Origin of the sequence: Qipengyuania sp. (assembly GCF_965277845.1) — a bacterium.
Classification (GTDB): domain Bacteria; phylum Pseudomonadota; class Alphaproteobacteria; order Sphingomonadales; family Sphingomonadaceae; genus Qipengyuania.
Map to the genome: position 1 here is coordinate 2,461,635 of NZ_OZ255844.1, position 15,223 is coordinate 2,476,857.

The 15,223-nt window shown below is 64.5% G+C and carries 13 protein-coding genes; 7 read left to right on the plus strand and 6 right to left on the minus strand.

Features of this window, described 5'->3' with window-relative positions:
* Positions 1–20 precede the first annotated feature (20 nt).
* Positions 21–506 carry a pyridoxamine 5'-phosphate oxidase family protein gene (locus tag ACQY4G_RS12045; RefSeq protein WP_421991200.1) on the minus strand — a complete coding sequence of 162 codons (486 nt, stop codon included), beginning with the start codon at positions 504–506 and terminating at the stop codon, positions 21–23.
* 182 nt (positions 507–688) lie between these two features.
* On the opposite strand from ACQY4G_RS12045, the gene ACQY4G_RS12050 reads away from it, so the two are divergent.
* Together ACQY4G_RS12050 and ACQY4G_RS12055 are read left to right on the plus strand one after the other, a co-directional pair.
* Entirely contained in the window at positions 689–1,438 is a 750-nt protein-coding gene (locus tag ACQY4G_RS12050; RefSeq protein ID WP_421991202.1) for a hypothetical protein, read from the plus strand.
* Between the two features lie 65 nt (positions 1,439–1,503).
* Complete coding sequence (locus tag ACQY4G_RS12055; protein ID WP_421993650.1) at positions 1,504–3,009, plus strand: Y-family DNA polymerase; 1,506 nt, start codon at positions 1,504–1,506, stop codon at positions 3,007–3,009.
* A 53-nt stretch (positions 3,010–3,062) separates the two neighbouring features.
* Here the strand turns inward: ACQY4G_RS12055 and ACQY4G_RS12060 are convergent, their stop codons facing one another.
* Positions 3,063–3,653, minus strand: coding sequence for a phosphoribosyl-AMP cyclohydrolase (locus ACQY4G_RS12060; RefSeq protein WP_421991204.1), 591 nt, complete (start codon positions 3,651–3,653; stop codon positions 3,063–3,065).
* 218 nt (positions 3,654–3,871) lie between these two features.
* On the opposite strand from ACQY4G_RS12060, the gene ACQY4G_RS12065 reads away from it, so the two are divergent.
* The 5 genes from ACQY4G_RS12065 (at position 3,872) to ACQY4G_RS12085 (ending at position 11,986) form a co-directional block, all read left to right on the plus strand.
* Positions 3,872–5,116 carry a putative DNA modification/repair radical SAM protein gene (locus tag ACQY4G_RS12065; protein ID WP_421991206.1) on the plus strand — a complete coding sequence of 415 codons (1,245 nt, stop codon included), beginning with the start codon at positions 3,872–3,874 and terminating at the stop codon, positions 5,114–5,116.
* Positions 5,117–5,207: 91 nt separating this feature from the next.
* Positions 5,208–6,656 carry a UdgX family uracil-DNA binding protein gene (locus tag ACQY4G_RS12070; protein WP_421991208.1) on the plus strand — a complete coding sequence of 483 codons (1,449 nt, stop codon included), beginning with the start codon at positions 5,208–5,210 and terminating at the stop codon, positions 6,654–6,656.
* Positions 6,657–6,778: 122 nt separating this feature from the next.
* Positions 6,779–10,618 carry an error-prone DNA polymerase gene (locus tag ACQY4G_RS12075; RefSeq protein WP_421991210.1) on the plus strand — a complete coding sequence of 1,280 codons (3,840 nt, stop codon included), beginning with the start codon at positions 6,779–6,781 and terminating at the stop codon, positions 10,616–10,618.
* Positions 10,619–10,628: 10 nt separating this feature from the next.
* Entirely contained in the window at positions 10,629–11,264 is a 636-nt protein-coding gene (locus tag ACQY4G_RS12080) for a LysE family translocator (RefSeq protein WP_421991212.1), read from the plus strand.
* Positions 11,265–11,311: 47 nt separating this feature from the next.
* A complete protein-coding gene (locus tag ACQY4G_RS12085) occupies positions 11,312–11,986 on the plus strand; it encodes an extensin family protein (protein ID WP_421993652.1) in 675 nt (224 codons plus the stop codon).
* Between the two features lie 62 nt (positions 11,987–12,048).
* On the opposite strand, the gene ACQY4G_RS12090 is transcribed toward ACQY4G_RS12085, so the two are convergent.
* The 4 genes from ACQY4G_RS12090 to pstB form a co-directional block, all read right to left on the minus strand.
* A complete protein-coding gene (locus ACQY4G_RS12090) occupies positions 12,049–12,963 on the minus strand; it encodes a hypothetical protein (RefSeq protein ID WP_421991214.1) in 915 nt (304 codons plus the stop codon).
* A gap of 63 nt (positions 12,964–13,026) precedes the next feature.
* Positions 13,027–13,713, minus strand: coding sequence for a phosphate regulon transcriptional regulator PhoB (phoB, locus tag ACQY4G_RS12095; protein ID WP_067690245.1), 687 nt, complete (start codon positions 13,711–13,713; stop codon positions 13,027–13,029).
* Positions 13,714–13,783: 70 nt separating this feature from the next.
* On the minus strand, positions 13,784–14,455 hold the full coding sequence (gene phoU / locus ACQY4G_RS12100; protein ID WP_067690248.1) for a phosphate signaling complex protein PhoU: 672 nt from the start codon (positions 14,453–14,455) through the stop codon (positions 13,784–13,786).
* Between the two features lie 13 nt (positions 14,456–14,468).
* Positions 14,469–15,215 (minus strand): phosphate ABC transporter ATP-binding protein PstB, encoded by a 747-nt coding sequence (gene pstB, locus ACQY4G_RS12105; RefSeq protein WP_234002319.1) that lies wholly within the window; start codon positions 15,213–15,215, stop codon positions 14,469–14,471.
* Positions 15,216–15,223 lie beyond the last annotated feature (8 nt).

A 15,223-nucleotide genomic window follows, 5' to 3' on the forward strand; every position in this document is an offset into this window, starting at 1 on the left:
CGGTTGGCCGTGAGGTCGCGCTAGATATCGACCTTTTCGACGTGGCGCTCTTCGGCTTCATCCCGGACATTCATGCCGAGCGCCATCTTGGCGGTGTTGAGCATGCCCAATTCGCCGCTCCAGATCTCGGCATCGCCTAAATCCATGCGCAGGAACAAGATGTCGGGATCGTCCTTGCCGCCATCGTACCAGGCCTCGACGAAATTGTTCCAGAACTGGTCGAAGCGTTGCTTGCTGGTCTCGACGGAAAGCATGCCGTCGAAACGAGCGAACATGTCGTGATCCTTGCCGGCGAAGCTGGCGGTGGCCTTACCCAGCTTGGCGAAGCTGCTGCCCTTGCTGGTGAAGAACCAGATTGCGCTGTTTGCGTCCTTGTCGAGCTGGGCGGTCATCGGCACCGAAGTGTCCGATTGTCCGTCGAGTTCGAGGAAGAGAAACGGCGAGTCGGCCAGCGCCAGCCAAAATTTCTCCTTCAGCGCGTCGGGATTGCCTGCGGAATATTTCATGGGTGACGTCCTTTCGTGATAGCGTTTGTTTTTCAAACGGCTGCTAGGGCGCGGATGTTCCTTCGGTTGCGCTGGGGCGGGGTGATGGAAGGACGAATTGCGAATCGATCCGATATGGAACATAATGAGAACGAATGAGTCGTTCCCCTATGTCCCGACCAGAGCTTGCCTCATTGCCGTTCATGGCCTTCGAAGACGTCGCTGCGCTGTCTGCGCGGCGCAACGCACGCTGGCGACCGGGGTTGGCGGCAAATCAGGGGCTGGCGCTGCACAACGAAGTCTTTGCTTCCTCGTGCGAGGGGGTGGGGGCGGCTGCGGCATTGGCCCTGGCGCTCGACGATTGGCGCAGCCTGCCGTGCGAGGATGTAGGCGAAGCGCAGGATCGGCGCAGCGTACTGTGGGTCCAGACGCGCGAGGCAGTGCGGCGGGTCGGACGTCCCTACCGTGCGGGATTGCCCGAAGAATTGCAGGCGCGGGTCATCCATGTGCTGGCGGAGAAGGCGGAAGATGCGCTCTTCGCGCTCGAGGAAGGGTTGCGCTGCCGTGATCTGGCCTTCGTGGTGGGGGAGGTTGCGGGCAATCCCAAGCCGCTCGATCTCACCGCCTCGCGCCGCCTGACGCTGGCGAGCGAGAAGCACGGCGTGCCGCTTTTTCTCGTCCGGATCGATGCGGCGCGCGACCTGTCCTCTGCACGCATGCGGTGGGAGATAACCTCGGCCCCCTCGCTGTCGCCGCACTGGAATGCGCAGGCTCCCGGGGCGCCGCGCTGGCGGGCCGAACTGTTCCGTGCGCGTTCGCATGCGCCGGGCGAGTGGGTGCTGGCTGAGGAGCAGGGCTCTCTCACCGCGAGCAAGGCCCGGCGCGAGGCCGACGAAGCGGTGGCCGACTGGACGGCGGGATTGTGCCTGCGACACCCGCCGCGCCGGGCGTGAGCGTGCCGCCTGCGGGCGTATCGCGTTCCCGCCGCATCCTGTCGATCTGGCTTCCCGCGCTGGCGATGGATCGCTGGAGCATGGCGATGGGCGAGAGCGGTGCTGCCCTCGATGCCGGGCCGCTCGTGCTGATCGGCGATACCGCGCATGGGCCGCGGATCGAGGCGGTCAATCGCGCCGGGGCTGCTGCCGGTGCGCGTAGGGGCATGATGCTCGCCGATGCGCGCACGCTTTGTCCCGAAATCGCCACCGCGCCTTCCGATCCGGCGGGCGATCTGACTTTCCTCGAAGATCTCGCCATCTGGGCGCAGCGTTGGGGGCCGTGGTCGGCGCTCGATGCGCCCGACGGCCTGCTGGTCGACGTGACTTCGGTACCGCATCTCTTTGGTGGCGAGAAACATCTGCTGGCCGATGTCCACGAGGCCTTCGCCAAGCGCCGACTGTCCATCCGCGCCGCCATCGCGCCTACCGCCGGTGCAGCCTGGGCGCTGGCGCACTACGGCCCCGATGCCGCGATCGTGGAGGGGCACGATGCGATCGAGCGGGCCTTGGCCGACCTGCCCGTGGCCGCGCTTCGCCTCGACGAGGACGTGGTCACGGTGCTGCGCCGCCTCGGCCTCAAACGCATGGGCGAGATCGCCACCATTGGGCGCGATGCGATCCAGCGGCGGTTCCGCAACCGCAAATCGCCCGCCGCCAATCCCCTGATCCGCCTCGACCAGCTGCTCGGTCGCGTGCCCGAGCCGCTGCTGCCCGTCGTCCCGCAACAGATGCCGCTGGTCCAGCGACGGCTGTTGGAGCCGATCCGCTATCGGGCATTGCTCGACCGGGTGGTGGCCGACCTTGCCGCGGATATGGCGCGCGAACTCGAAGGGCAGGGGCAGGGTGCGCGGCGACTCGAACTGCAGCTGTGGCGAGTCGATGGCGAGGTGGTGGTGCGCCGTCTCGAAATGGCCGCCGCCACGCGCGATCCGGCGCATATCGTCCGCCTGTTCGCCGCACGTCTCGACGATATCGACGCAGGGTTCGGGATCGAGATGCTGCGCCTGCGCGCCAGCTGGGCCGAGCCGCTTGCTCTGGAGCAGAGCGATATCGAGACCGCGGCGGAGACCCGGGGCACCAGCCTTGCCGCCTGTATCGACCGGCTGACGGTCCGTCTTGGCGCGAAGGCGGTCAGTCGCCCGGTGCCCTTCGCCAGCTATATCCCCGAGCGCGCGCAGCGCTGGCTGCCGCCGCTCGAACCCGAACCGGCTTCGCAGGGGCAATTGGCCTTCCATGCGCGGCCGCTCAAGCTGCTCGATAATCCCGAGAAGATCGCGGTGCTTTATGCAACGCCCGACGGCCATCCTCAGCGCTTTCGCTGGCGCGGCGGGGTGCATGAGGTTGCGCGGGTGGAAGGGCCCGAGCGCATCGCGCCCGAATGGTGGCGCGAACGGGGCGGGGCACGTCTGCGCGATTATTACCGGATCGAAGATGGGGAAGGGCGGCGCTACTGGATTTATCGCCAGGGTATCATCGGTGATGGGCGCGGCGGTGCGCCCGACTGGTACCTGCAGGGATTGTGTGCCTGAGACGAAAAGAAAGGGCCGCCCCGAAGAGCGGCCCTTGGCGTGAAAAACTCCGATCAGTTCGCGCTGTAGGGCAGCGAGCTGTGATGGAGCACGATCTTGAGCTCGCCGTCATCGCCGCGCTCATAGGCGAAGGAATATTCCACCTTCGTGTCGCTGCCATCGGTACCGGTGAAATAGTAATTGCCCATCGCCACGGCCATGTCACCGCTGTCGGAAATGACCGTGCCGTTATTTTCCCAGCGAACCCCGGTATAGGGTGCGATGGCGAAACCGCCGTCTTCGGTCCCTTCGGTGCCGACGAAATAGCTGAGCGCCTCGCCGTCATTCTCGCGGAACTGATCCTCCGCAGCCAGCGTGGGCTTGAACAGGATCGTCTGGTCGTCGCCATAGGCATAGTGCGTGGCGATGTGTTCCTGCGCGCGGGCGCGATAGTCGCCTTCTTCGGTGTAGGTCTGGCCGATGGCCACGATGCCTTCGCCCCAGGCCTGCTGCGCCGCTTCGACCTCGGCTTCGGTAATGGGGTCGGCTGCTGCCGCCGTTTCGGCGGTTGCACTGCCGTCTCCGGCTTCCGTGGTCGTTTCGCTGCATGCAGCAAGAGCCAGCGAGCTGCCGGCAAGGATAGTCGTAAGCAAGATCTTGGTCATGTCTTTCCCTTCTCAGGATTGATTGACGCCCGGATGGGCACCGAAGGGCAGCATGTGAGAATATGGCTAACCCCCCAGTATACGTCCGACATCACGAGCAGAAGCTCGCCAGAGGGGCCCGGTCCGCGTCGCATTTACGCGCGAATCGAATTTCGGTTCCCGTCGAACGAATAGCTTTTGATATTGGCGAATCCTGCTGCGGAACATATAAGGAACGAATGTCCGCGCGAACCATCCTCCAGAAGCTCGAAATTCTCGCCGATGCGGCGAAATACGATGCATCGTGCGCCTCGTCGGGCACGGCCAAGCGCAATTCGATGGGCGGGAAGGGGATCGGCTCGACCGAGGGGATGGGCATCTGCCACGCCTATGCGCCCGATGGCCGCTGTATCAGCCTGCTCAAGATACTGCTGACCAACCACTGCATTTTCGATTGCCACTACTGCATCAACCGCAAGAGTTCGAACGTGGCGCGCGCGCGGTTCACGCCGCAGGAGGTGGTCGACCTCACATTGGCCTTCTACCGGCGCAATTATATCGAGGGGCTGTTCCTGTCCTCGGGCATCGTGAAGAGCTCGAACCACACGATGGAACAGCTGGTGGAAGTCGCGCGCATCCTGCGGGAAGAGCACGATTTTCGCGGCTATATCCATCTCAAGACCATCCCCGAGGCGGATGCAGAGATCGTCCACCAGGCGGGGCTTTATGCCGATCGCGTGTCGATCAATGTCGAACTGCCGACCGACAGCGGGCTTACCCGTCTCGCGCCCGACAAGGATGCGCGCCAGATCGAAGGCGCGATGGGGAAGGTCAAAAGCGACATTACCGAGCTGAAAGACGCGCACAAAAGATTCAAGCACGCTCCACGCTTCGCGCCGGCGGGCCAGTCGACCCAGATGATCGTCGGGGCCGATGCGGCGAGCGATGCGGACATCGTCGGCAAGGCCAGCAGGCTTTACGACAGCTTCGGTTTGCGCCGGGTCTACTACAGCGCCTTCTCGCCGATCCCTGATGCCAGCGCGGTGCTGCCGCTGAAACGCCCGCCGCTGATCCGCGAACACAGGCTCTACCAGTCCGACTGGCTGATGCGCTTCTATGGCTACAAACCGGCCGAGGTGATGCAGGCGACCGAGGCGGACGGGAATTTGCCGCTCGATATCGACCCAAAACTCGCCTGGGCGCTCAAGTTTCGTGAGCAATTCCCGGTCGATGTGAACCGCGCGAGCAAGGAGCAATTGCTGCGCGTACCGGGACTTGGCGTGAAGGCGGTGGGCAGGATCCTCGCCAGCCGCCGCCACCGCAATTTGCGGCTCGACGATGTGGCGAGACTGACCCAGTCGATCGCCAAGGTGCGCCCCTTCGTCTGCACCGTCGACTGGCGGCCCGTGACCATCACCGACCGCGCCGACCTCAGGGGCCTGCTCGCGCCCAAAACCGAGCAGTTGGAGCTGTTTGCCGCATGAGGTTCGTTCTTTCCTTCCGTTCGTGTCGAGCGAAATCGAGACACTCTGCCCGAATGCCTCTCGACTGCGCTCGAGGCGAATGGAGGTGGCTATGACCGCGCTCCAACACGTCAAGCTCGGCACCTATTACGTGGTGCACCTGCCCGAACCGGACGATTTCGACTTCTGGCGCGAGCGGGCGCGCGCGCTGGTCCAATGCGAGGTCCCGCCCGATCGTATCGCCTGGGTCGAGCCGGGCGGCAGCGGCGATCTCTTTACGCACGGGGAGCGGCGCATGCCGGTACCGCCGGAGGAGGCTCGCCAGGTCCGCGCGAGCAAGCGCTTCGTGAGCCTGGCCCGCAACGCCATCCTCCATTCCGAGCCCGAACGTTTCGCGCTGCTCTTTCGCCTGCTGTGGCGGCTGCAGGCGACCCCGCGCATCATGGAGGACAAGGCCGACCCCGACGTGCGGCGGGTGGAAGACCTCGCCAGGAACGTGCGGCGAGACAGCCACAAAATGCGCGCCTTCGTCCGCTTCCGCCTGGTCGAGAACGAGGATGAGGATGGCGATGCGGGCGAGCATTACGTGGCCTGGTTCGAACCCGATCACCATATCCTGCGCGCCAATGCGGGTTTCTTCATGCGACGCTTTGCCAACATGCGCTGGTCGATCCTGACCCCGCGCGGGAGCCTGCATTGGGACGGTGAGACCATGTCCGAGGGCCCGCCCGCCGAGCGGAGCGATGCGCCCGGCGGCGATCCGATGGAGGACCTGTGGCGCAGCTATTACGCCTCGATCTTCAACCCCGCGCGGCTGAAGGTCGGCGCGATGCTCAAGGAAATGCCCAGGAAATACTGGAAGAACATGCCGGAGGCATCGCTCATCCCCGAGCTGGTGGCGGGCGCGCAGAAGCGGGAGAGCGCTATGGTTGAGAAAGGTGCGTTGGAGTTCGAGGAACGGCCCGACACGCTGGCAGCGATCGAGAAAGCCATCCACGCCTGCCGCAAGTGCCCCATCGGCCAACTCGACAACCATGCGGTGATGGGCGAGGGGCCGCAGGACGCAGCGCTAATGATCGTGGGCGAGCAACCGGGCGATCAGGAGGATCAGGCGGGGCGCCCCTTCGTCGGCCCGGCCGGGCAATTGCTCGATGTGCATCTGGAAAAGGCCGGGATCGACCGGCGCGGATCTTACGTCACCAATGCGGTGAAGCACTTCAAATATGTCCAGCGCGGCAAAAGGCGGCTGCACCAGAACCCGGGTGCGAAGGAGATCGACACTTGTCGCTGGTGGATCGAAAGCGAGCGCGCGATCGTGCAGCCGAATCTGGTGCTGGCGATGGGTACGAGTGCAGCGCGCGCGATTCTGGGCAAGACGGTGAGCATCTCGAAGGTGCGCGGCGCGCCGATCCCGCTGGAGGACGGCAGCGAATTGTGGGTCACCGCGCATCCCTCCTACCTGCTGCGCCTGGAGGGGCCTGCGCGAGAAGAACAGGCGCGCCTCTTCGATGCCGATCTCGCCGCGGTGCGCGCCCGGCTGGCGGAACTATCTGCGCCATGAAGCCCTTAATGTCCCTCGTCACCCCCGCGAAGGCGAGGGTCCAGCCAAGCTTTCGCCGATGCGCAAAGATGGATGGATCCCTGCCTTCGCAGGCATGACGGCGGCTTCGAGGCCCGTCCGCCATGCCCGAAAACAACCTCCAGATACCCAAGCGGACGATCGTGCTCGACCCGGACGGTATCGATGCGCCACCGCGCAGCCCGTTCGTCGAACTGGGCCTCGTCTCCTGCTTCAGCTTCCTGCGCGGGGCTTCGGATGCGGTCGATCTCGTGCTGCAGGCACGCAGGCTGGGATATGACGCGATCGGGATCGCCGATGCCAACACCATGGCCGGCGTGGTGCGCATTCATACAGAGGCAAAAACGCTTAAAATGAAGCCGCTTATCGGCTGCAGGATAGAAACGGTCGAGGGTCTCGCCTTCCTCGCCTATCCCACCGATCGCGCCGCCTATGGCCGCCTCTGCCGCCTGATTTCAGCGGGCCGGATGCGCACGCTCGACGGCGAATGGCAGGAGAAGGGCGCCTGCGACATCAGCCTTGCGATGCTGGCCGCGCATGCCGAGGGCGTGCAACTCATCCTCCTCCCGCCGCGCGATCTCGATCAGCGCTTCACCATCGAAGTCGAAAGCAACATCATCCCCTTCCGTCACCCCGGACTTGATCCGAGGCCCCGCTTTTCTTCCAGCACTGAACCAGAAGAAGCAGGACCCCGGCTCGGGGGCCGGGGTGACGTGGAAAAGGTGGCAATGGACGGAAGTCTGGCCGACATCCTTCCCCATCTTGCCGCTCAGCTCCCCACACTGCGCCATATCGCTGTGGCCTTCCTCTACACCGACAGCGACATTGCCAGGATCGAGCGGCTCGACGCGCTTGCCCACGCGCATGGCCTCACCATCCTCGCCACCAACGATGTGCATTATGCGGCGCCCGACAAACGCCCGCTGCAGGACGTGATGACCGCGATCCGCCACAAGACCACGGTCGCCGCCGCAGGGCACCTGCTCCACAGCAATGGCGAGCGGTATCTCAAGCCGCCCGAGACCATGGTGCGCCTGTTCGAGCGCTGGCCGCACGCCATCGCCGCCACGCGCGAGGTCGCCGATGCCTGCAATTTCAGCCTCGACGAGCTGCGCTACGAATATCCCGAGGAAATCTACCCCGACGGGCAGAGCCCCCAGCAATTCCTCGAAGGCGAGACCTGGAAGGGGGCGGAGTGGCGCTATCCCGGCGGCTTGCCCGACAGCGTGCGCCAGACGCTCGAGCGCGAGCTGGCGCTGATCGGCAAGCTCGAGCTTGCGCGCTATTTCCTCACCATCAAGGACATCGTCGATTTCGCGCGGACCGGCGTCGACCCGCCCATCCTGTGCCAGGGGCGCGGCAGCGCGGCCAATTCCGCCGTGTGCTACTGCCTCGGCATCACCAGTGTCGACCCGGCCAAGCATGCGCTGCTGTTCGACCGCTTCATCTCCGAGGAGCGCAAGGAGCCGCCCGATATCGACGTCGATTTCGAGCACGAGCGGCGCGAGGAGGTGATCCAGTACATCTATCGCAAATATGGTCGCCACCGCGCGGGCCTGTGCGCCACGGTGATCCACTATCGCCCGCGCATGGCGATCCGCGAGGTGGGCAAGGCGATGGGGCTGACCGAGGATGTCACCGCCGCGCTGGCCAAGACCGTCTGGGGCGGATGGGGTCGCGAGATCAGCGAACGCCACGCGGCGGAAACCGGCATGGACGTGACCGATCCGCACCTGCGACGTGTCCTCAAACTGACCGAGCAAATGATTGGTATGCCGCGTCATCTATCGCAGCATGTCGGCGGTTTCATCCTTACCGAAGGCGCGCTGACCGAGACGGTGCCGATCGGCAATGGCGCCATGCCCGAGCGCACGTTCATCGAGTGGGACAAGGACGATATCGAGGCATTGGGCATCCTCAAGGTCGATGTGCTGGCGCTGGGCATGCTGACCTGTATCCGCAAGTGCCTCGACCTGCTCGACGACCATCACAATCGCCCGCTGAGCCTGGCCAGCGTCCCGCGCGAGGATCCGGAAACCTATGCCATGCTGCGCAAGGGAGATTCGCTCGGCGTGTTCCAGGTCGAAAGCCGCGCGCAGATGAACATGCTACCGCGCCTGCGACCGCGCGAATTCTACGACCTGGTGATCCAGGTGGCGATCGTACGGCCCGGGCCGATCCAGGGCGATATGGTCCACCCCTATCTCAAGCGCCGGCGCGGGGCGGAGCAGGTGGTCATACCGGCCCCGAGCCCCAGGCATGGGCCGCCCGACGAGCTTTCGAGCATTCTCGAGCGCACATTGGGCGTGCCGATCTTCCAGGAACAGGCGATGAAAATCGCGCTCGACGCGGCGAAATTCTCATCGCTCGAGGCCAACCGGCTGCGCAAGGCGATGGCGACCTTCCGCAGTCGCGGCATGGTCGACGAGTTGCAGGACATGATGGTCGAGCGCATGGTCCACCGCGGCTACGACCGCGATTTCGCGCAGCGCTGCTTCAACCAGATCCGCGGCTTCGGCGAATACGGCTTCCCCGAAAGCCACGCGGCCAGCTTCGCGCATCTCGTCTATGTGTCGAGCTGGCTCAAATGCCACTTCCCCGCTGCCTTCGGCTGCGCGCTGCTTAACTCGCAGCCGATGGGCTTTTACGCCCCGGCACAGATCGTGCGCGATGCGGTGGAGCACGGGGTGACGGTGCTGCCGGCGGATGTGAATTGCTCGCAGTGGGATTGTACCTTGGAGGCGATCGGGGAAGGTGATTCACGCGGAGACGCGGAGACATTGGGAATGGAAGAAGATTTTTCTCTCGCAGAGGCGCAGAGGCGCGGAGAGGGTTCTTCGCCGCGAAGCGGGAAATCCAATGCGAAGTCTCGGCAAGCCGATACTTTTGAAGTTGGAGAGCGGCTTCGCCCCGAGTGCAATTCCTCTGCGCCTCTGCGCCTCTGTGAGAGCCAAAGAAATCTCCGCGTCTCCGCGTCTCCGCGTGAGTCAAATCCATACTCCGGGCGCCAGGACACCCACATCGCCCTCCGCCTCGGTCTACGACAGGTCGATGGCCTGCCCGAAGCCGTGGCGGCGCGACTGATTGCCGAACGCGAGGAGCGCGGGCGCTACGCCGACGTCGCGGCGCTGAGGGACCGTGCCGGCATCGGTCCGGCGCATATCGAGCGGCTTGCGAGCGCGGCCTGTTTCGGTTCGATCAACCTCTCGCGGCGCCAGGCCCTGTGGGATGCGCGCAGCATCGTCGGCGCGCCCGATCTGCCGCTGTTCGCTGCCGCTGCCGCGCGCGACGAAGGTGCAGAGGCCACACGCACGCGGCTTCCTCAGATGCCGCTCAGCGAGGAAGTCGTGGCGGATTACCAGACCACGCGCCTCAGCCTGAAGGCGCACCCGATGGCCTTCCTGCGCGCCAGCCTGGCCGAGCGCGGTTTCGTGCGCGCCTGCGACCTGCGCGCGCGCAAGCTACGCTCCATGGTCCATGTCGCAGGCGTGGTGCTGATCCGCCAGCGGCCCGGTTCGGCCAAGGGCGTTTGCTTCATCACGCTGGAGGACGAAACCGGCGTCATCAACCTCGTCGTCTGGCCGGATCTCAAGGAAAAACAGCGCCGTGTGGTGATGGGTTCGCGCCTGATGGAGGTGCGCGGACGGGTCGAATATGACGACGAGGTAATCCATGTGATCGCGCAGCATATGACCGATGCGACCGACCAGCTGTATCGCCTGTCCGACGACATGCTCGATGCGCCGGTCGCGCGCGCCGATCATGTCACCTCGCCGCTGCCTGCCAAGGTCAATCCGCGTGACAACCTGCGCCAGGGCAAGGACGATCCCTACAAGCCGGTCGAACCGTGGGAGGAACCGCCGCCGGGCAATTGCGAATGCGGATGGCGGGGCGGGCACCCGCGCGACGTGAGGATCATTCCCCCGAGCCGCGACTTCCACTAGGGGCCGCCACATGATCGATGCCGAGAAGCTCGTCGCCTTCGCGCTGGTGACCGCGACCACCAGCCTTGTGCCGGGGCAGTCGATGCTGTTCGTCATGGGGCAGGCGATCTGGCGCGGCGCGCGCTCGGGCTGGGCGGCGCTGCTGGGGATGCAGATCGGTTACCTCGCCTGGTGGGTGCTGGCCGCATTCGGGCTCGGGACGCTGGCGGCGACCTATCCGCTCGCCTTCCGCATGCTGGCCTTTGCCGGGATCGGCTATCTCGCCTGGCTCGGCGTGCAGGCGATCCGCCATTCCTTCCACCCGGAGGGCGACGCGCCATCACCCGCCCGGCAGCCATCGCGCCATGCCTTTCGCGACGGGATATTCATCGGCATCGGCAATCCAAAATCTTTGATCTACATGGTCGCGATCATCCCGCCCTTCGTCGATCCAGGCTCGACAATCGGCCCGCAGATCGTGATTTTAGCGGTGCTGGCGCTGGCGATCGATCTGCCGATCGGCGCGCTCTACATCGTCGCCGGCCAACGGCTCGCGCGCCTGATGGAGCGCGCCGCGACCCGCCGCTGGATCGATCGTGGCATCGGAGCGCTGTTCCTGGTGATCTCGGCACTGGTTCTGGCCGAACTGCTGGAGAGCGGGTTGTGAAGCTGACGATATCGCGGAGTATCGGGACATTCGCCGGCGACCGGCGCATGGTCCTGCTGCTGATACTCGCAGCCTGCCTGCTTGCCGGACGCGCATGGCTGGCCGCACATCCGCAGCACGATCCCTGGGCTCCGCTCGACCTGCGCCACCCGGTGGGCTGGGCGACCGAGGCCAAGCTGCGCGCGCTGCGCGACGACGTTCGCGCATGCCGCGCGGTGCTCGAACGCAGCGATATCGCGCACGAGGTGCTCGAACCGGCGGGCGAGGGCGCGTGCCGCAGAGAGGACCGCACCCGGCTCGGCGACTTACCGCTCTCGCCGGCGACCCCGCCGGTCACCTGTCCGGCCGCGATCGCGCTGCTCCTGTGGGAACGAGACGTTCTCGACCCGGCGGCACGACGCATCTTCGATTCGGGAATTGCCGAAATAGAGCACCTTGGCGCCTATTCCTGCCGCCGCCTCTATGGGCGCGACGAGGGTCCCTGGAGCGAGCACGCGACCGCGAATGCGCTGGATATCGCCGGTTTCGTGCTCGAGGATGGCACGCGCATCAGCGTGCTGCGCGACTGGCGAGGCGAGGGCGACGAGGGGCGCTTCCTACGCGAGGTGCGCGACGGGGCCTGCGGCAGCTTCGCCACCGTCCTCTCGCCCGACTACAACGCCGCGCACGCCGATCATTTTCACTTGGATATGAGTCCCCGTTGGCGCGGAGTGTGCCGCTAGCGGGACGAGGCGCAATCGACCTTGTCGGTTGCCGAGCGATCGCCCGACTGTTCCATCGTCCATTACGGAGCGCGCGATAGCACCAGGCCGATACTGTCGGTCGATATGAGGATTTCCTCCGGTCCGGCCCATTCGACCAGCGGACTCGCGTGGAGAACCCTCAGCGCGTCCCACTGGACCGGCATCTCGGCCGAACCCTGCCGCTTTGTGCCAAGCTCGCTGCAATCCGTCGGTGTGGACGGAACGGCAGGGCCAGAGGTTTTCAGTAGACGCCCCTCTTCGGAATAGCTGTAGGCGAAATCATATTGCACGCAGCCCGTGTAGCTGGCCCGGCCATCGGCGAAGCGCACGCGTCCGGGCACGTCCGACAGGCCGATGCCGGCATAGCCGTTGCCGTCGAGATAGCGCGTTACGCCGACCATGCGCCAATTGCCTTCGAGTTCGGCAGGGCGCGGCAGGAATTCGAGCCTGCGCTCGTCTGGGCGCTGAAGCAGGAGTTCCTTCCCGTTTGCCCTCAGGACGAGCTTGCCGTCTGGCAGTCGCTCGACCGTCGGTGATGTCCGGAAGAAGCCGAACAGCGCAGCATCGCGCGCCTCGCGTTCTTCGCCGCAGCCCATGGCCGTCTGAATGCCTTCGTCGGGTCTGGGTTCGAACCTGCCATCGACGACTACGCCTGCTGCGCCCGAATAATTGCATTCGATCCGCAGTGAGACTCCGCTGTCGCCGAAATCGGCAAAGGCGACACGGGTCGCGCCGCGAAGCCGCGCGGGCTCGTAATCGTCGAAGCTGACAATGTCCCATTTACCATCGATTTCGCGACTGCTGGCGACTGGCACGGCCGAGGGAGCCGGCGAAGAGCCCGCACCCGAAGCGAGCTCGCCTTCGGTGCTGTCGCCTTCCTGGACCGCGGGAATGCATGCTAAGACCGCGGCCGTGCAACAGCACGCCATCAGGGCGGCAAGGGGCTTCTCGAACATACGCGTTCTCCGTAAGCGAAGAACGTTAGGGCAATCTACCTGTTTCCGCGCTGAACCGGTCGCTTACGCTTCGAGCGAATATCCGGCGCTGCGAACCGTGCGGACGGGATCCTTGGCCCCCTCGATCTCGATGGCCTTGCGCAGGCGGCGGATATGGACATCGACCGTGCGCAGTTCGATCTCGCTCTCGGTGCCCCACACGCCGTCGAGCAATTGCCCGCGACTGAATACGCGGCCCGGACTTTCCATGAAGAATTTGAGCAGGCGGTATTCTGTCGGCCCGAGCTGGAGCGTGCGGCCACGCCGTGTCACCTTGTGCGCTACAGGGTCGAGCGTGATGTCACCCACCTCGATGCTTTCGCCCGCAAGCGCTGGGCGGATGCGGCGCATCACGGCGGCAACGCGGGCGAGCAATTCGCGCGGCGAAAAGGGCTTCGTCAGATAATCGTCGGCCCCGGTATCTAGACCTCGAACGCGATCGTCCTCGGCCTCGCGCGCGGTCAGCATGATGATCGGGACGTGCGCGGTTTCCTTGTCGCGGCGCAGGCGACGGCAGACCTCGATCCCGCTGGTCCCCTCGATCATCCAGTCGAGGATGACGAGGTCGGGAACGTCCTCGGAAGCGAGCAGCAGAGCTTCATCGCCATCGGAAGTCGTGCGGACCTGATAGCCTTCGTTGGTGAAGCGATATTCGAGCAGTTCGGAGAGGGCCGGATCGTCCTCTACCAGGAGCAGTTTGGCGGCGTGCAAGTCCTTGCCTTTCCGGGAAGTTTCAACTTCGGTCTGCAAGGCTTTATGACCTCCGCACTACAATTTTGTGTCAACCATCCTCGTCGACCGGATAGTTGCCGGTTGCCGCAAAGTGCACCATTTCGGCGACATTGGTCGCATGGTCGCCGATACGTTCGAGGTTGCGCGCAATGAACAGCATTTGCGCGGCGCTCGAAATGGTCGAAGGATTTTCGACCATGTGGCTGACGAGGTTGCGGAAAATCGAATTATAGAACGCATCGACCTTCTCGTCCGCCGCGATCACTTCGCGCGCCAGTTCGGCGTCGCGGGCGGCATAGGCGGTCAGCACGTCGTGAACCATTTCTGCAGCGACCTCGGCCATGGCCGGAAGCAGGGTAAGCGGCTCGAACTGCTTGCGATTGCCGCCGATTTGCTTGCTCGCCTTGGCGATGTTCTTGGAATAGTCGCCGATGCGCTCCACGACGCCAGCGATCTTCAGCGCCGCGATCACTTCGCGAAGATCGTCGGCCATCGGCGCACGCAGGGCAATGATCCGCACGGCGAGCTTGTCGATCTCGCTCTCGAGAGCGTCGATCTTCTTGTCGCCTTTTATGACCTTGTCCGAGAGCTCGTCGTCGCCTTTGACTAGCGCTTCGAGGGACCGGGCGATCGCGGCTTCTGCGAGGCCGCCCATTTCGGCGATCAACCCGCGCAGACGGGTGATGTCCTCGTCGAAGGCCTTTACAGTGTGTTCGTGCATCGAGTTCATAATCTTATCCGTAGCGGCCCGTGATGTAATCCTGGGTGCGCTGCTCGTGCGGATTCGTGAATATGTCAGAAGTCCGGCCATATTCCACCATTTTTCCCAGGTGGAAGAACGCAGTACGCTGGCTGACCCGAGCAGCCTGCTGCATCGAGTGGGTCACGATGACGATCGCGAATCGACCGCTCAGTTCGGCAATCAGCTCTTCGATCTTCGCGGTTGCGATCGGATCCAGCGCCGAACAGGGTTCGTCCATCAGTATGACTTCCGGATCGACAGCGATGGCGCGTGCGATGCACAGGCGCTGCTGCTGACCGCCCGACAAGGCAGTGCCACTGTCCTGCAGCCGGTCCTTCACCTCTTCCCACAAACCTGCGCGCTTGAGCGACTTCTCGACGATCGCATCGAGTTCGTCCTTGCCCTCGGCCAGTCCGTGGATCTTCGGCCCATAGGCGATATTGTCGTATATCGATTTGGGGAAGGGATTGGGTTTCTGGAACACCATTCCCACACGCGCGCGCAATTGCACGACATCCATGCCCGAACGGTAGATATCCTGTCCGTCTAGATCGATCTCGCCTTCGACCCGCGCCGTGGGAATCGTATCGTTCATGCGGTTGAGCGTGCGCAGGAACGTCGATTTGCCGCAGCCCGACGGGCCGATGAACGCGGTGACGTATTCGGTCGGGATGTCGATCGACACGTCGTCGATCGCCTTTTTGTCGCCGTAGAAGACGGAGACACCCTTCGCGCTCATCTTCGCTT